At 66.0% G+C, this 2,981-nt stretch carries 2 protein-coding genes; both read left to right on the forward strand.

The window, feature by feature from the left end; genetic code table 11:
• Positions 1-1,862, forward strand: a 1,862-nt coding sequence (gene cas3, locus ACESMD_RS05280) for a CRISPR-associated helicase Cas3' (protein ID WP_372611018.1), incomplete at its 5' end; no start/stop codon positions are given.
• Positions 1,863-1,866: 4 nt separating this feature from the next.
• Positions 1,867-2,981: type I-E CRISPR-associated protein Cse1/CasA (gene casA / locus ACESMD_RS05285; protein WP_372611020.1), on the forward strand; the 1,115-nt coding region annotated here is incomplete at its 3' end.

Here is a 2,981-nt window from a genome sequence, read left to right on the forward strand (position 1 = left end):
ACATCTTCAGCTTTTCCCCCAACGCCGCCCAAGTCCGTCTCGCCGAGGTGGCCAGTCGTCCCGGCGTCTACCTGCTCGAGGCGCCCATGGGCATGGGCAAGACCGAAGCCGCGCTCTACGTTGCCTACCAGCATCTGGCCCGGGGACAGGTCAGCGGCGTCTACTTCGCGCTCCCCACCCAGCTGACGTCCAACCGGATCTATACCCGCTTCAACGCCTTCCTGAGCGCTATCCTGCCCCCTGATGCCCCGCGCCGGGGGCTGCTGCTGCATGGCCATGCCTGGCTCGTCGAGACCGAAATGGGAGAGGAAGGGCGCCCCGGTGGTGCCTGGTTCAGCCAGGCCAAGCGTGGGCTACTGGCTCCCTTCGCCGTGGGTACCCTGGACCAGGCGCTGATGGCGGTCATGAACGTCAAGCATGGCTTCGTCCGGGCCTTCGGCCTCGCCGGCAAGGTCGTCATTCTGGACGAGGTGCACACCTACGATGCCTATACCGGGACGCTGCTGGACGCCCTGATCGATTTCCTGGGGGAGGCAGGATGCACCGTGATCATCCTGACGGCGACCCTGGCCCGCGAGCGTCGCCAGCAGTTGCTGGGGGTCGAGGTCGAAAAGGACCATTACCCCCTGATTACCGCGTGCCCGACTGCAGGTGACCCTGTCGAGGTCGCGCTGCCGAGACCCCTCTCGAGATCGGCCGCCGTGACCCTGATTGATCGAGATGAGGCGGCGGTCGAGGAAGCCCTGGCGAGGGCGGAAGCCGGGCAGCAGGTGCTCTGGATCGAGAATACCGTGGGCGAGGCCCAGGAGCGCTTTCGGGTCCTGGCGGCGCGATCGGCGGAGTTGGGGGTTGAAGTCGGGCTGCTACACTCCCGTTTTACTCCTCAGCACCGCGCGGCTCGGGAAGACATCTGGGTGACCCTCTACGGCAACAAGGCATGGAAGAAGCGCACCAGTGCCGGACGGCTGCTGGTGGGCACCCAGGTCCTGGAGCAGTCGCTCGACATCGACGCCGACTTTCTCATCAGCCGCTTCTGTCCGACTGACATGCTCCTCCAGCGACTGGGCAGGTTGTGGCGCCACGAGGACACGCCCAGGCCCGCTGGCAGCCATCACGAGGCTTGGCTCCTGGCGCCCGAGCTGGCGCCGGCCATCGCCCAGCCTGCTAAGGCTTTCGGCGTCACGGCGGCCGTCTACAGCCCCTATGTGCTGTGTCGCAGCCTCGAGGTGTGGCAGGGACGAGAAGCTGTCACCCTTCCCGATGACATTCGCCCCATGATCGAAGCCACCTATGCCGGCCGGGAGGAGCTCGGCGACATGGCGCGCTGGTACCGAGAGCTACAGGAGGGCAACCGCCGGCGCACGGGGCAGCGAGCCATGGAACAGCTGGCACGGGGAGCCCTGGCCGAAGCTGGCAAGACATTGCCTGAGCACAAGGCGGGCACCCGCTACAGTGACATCGACTCGGTAGAGATCCTGCTGCTGCGTGGGCTCACCCCAGATGCCGCGCGTCGGGCCACCCGGCTGGTACTGCTGGATGGCGAGCAGCACTGGCTGCCTTGGGACCGTAATACGCTGAGCAGGCCGCAGTGGCGTGACCTCAGCGCGCTGCTGACGCGCCAGCAGGTTCGCGTGCCGGTCTATCAGTCGCCGGACACGACGGCTCTGCGCACGCTACGCCAGTATGGCTTCCACCACTGTTTCTATCTCGGCCGCCCCGAGCATGACGAGGCCCTGCTCCGGGTGGCGCTGGCGGACGAGGCCGGAAACCTGACGGGGCTGAGTGGGGGGTCGCCTCACGAGAGGTACCGGCTCAGCTATCGAGACGACCTGGGCTTCCAGGCCTTCCGCGACAAGGACTGAACACATGGAGAACCACTTCAACCTGATCGACGAGCCCTGGATCCCGGTGGCCGATGAAGGCCGAGCCAGCCTGCGCGATGTCTTCGCTAGACACGACCTGCGGGCCCTGGGTGGCAACCCGATTCAGAAGCTCGCCCTGACGAAGCTGTTGCTCGCCATCGCCCAGGCGGCCTGCACGCCCGACGATGAACGCGAATGGGCCGAGCTTGGGATCGAGGGTCTATCGGCGCGTTGTCTGGACTACCTGGAGGAATGGCGCGATCGGTTCTACCTGCACGGTGGGCGCCCCTTCCTGCAGATGCCGGCCGTGGCGGAGTGTATTGCCGAGCGCACCGAGCGCAGGCTCACGGCAGCGAAGACCAAGGGCAAACGCGAGGAGGCCATCGACTCGGGCCAACCCCGTTCACTGGGCGCCGGCTTCTACCCGGACCTGCCCTCCGCCAACAACACCCTGCTCTCACATACCCTGTTCGAGAGACACATTGACACGGCGGACCAGGCGGTTTTCCTGGTGACGCTGATGAACTTCGCCTTTGGCGGAAAGCGTGTCGAGGGAGACCTGACGTCCCTGGCCGGGCGGACGCTGGGTAATCGCCACAGTGCGTCGGCTGGCCCGAGCCTGGGGGGATGGACGGGGCAACTGCACTGCTTGGTGACGACGGGGGACCTACGCAAGGACCTCTGGGTGAACCTGATGACCCGGGAGGCCATCGCTTCCGCCAACCGCTGGCCCGAAGGCGTGGGGCGCCCCGTTTGGGAGGCCATGCCGGCCCATGAGGCGGATACCCGTGCCGAGACCCTGAAGCGCAGCTACCAGAGTTGCCTGGTGGCCCTCTCGCGGTTCGTCCTGCTGCAGTATGGAGGGATCTTTTATCTGGACGGGATCGCGTATCCCAGCATCAAGGAGGGCTGGTTCGAGCCCTCACTGTTGCTGGACCAGGGGGGCAAGGCCATCAAGGTCAAGTACGTGGACCTCGACCGCAAGCCGTGGCGCGAGTTGCATGCCTTCCTCGACTTCCTCTCGCTGAGCGAGCGCTCGGGGTTCGAGAGCCTGGGCTTGCAACTGGGGGTCAGTCGTATGCGCGATCTCGGCGAGTCGCTGTGTATCTGGACCGGTGG

The organism is Halomonas sp. (genome assembly GCF_041689495.1).
Lineage (GTDB): Bacteria > Pseudomonadota > Gammaproteobacteria > Pseudomonadales > Halomonadaceae > Halomonas.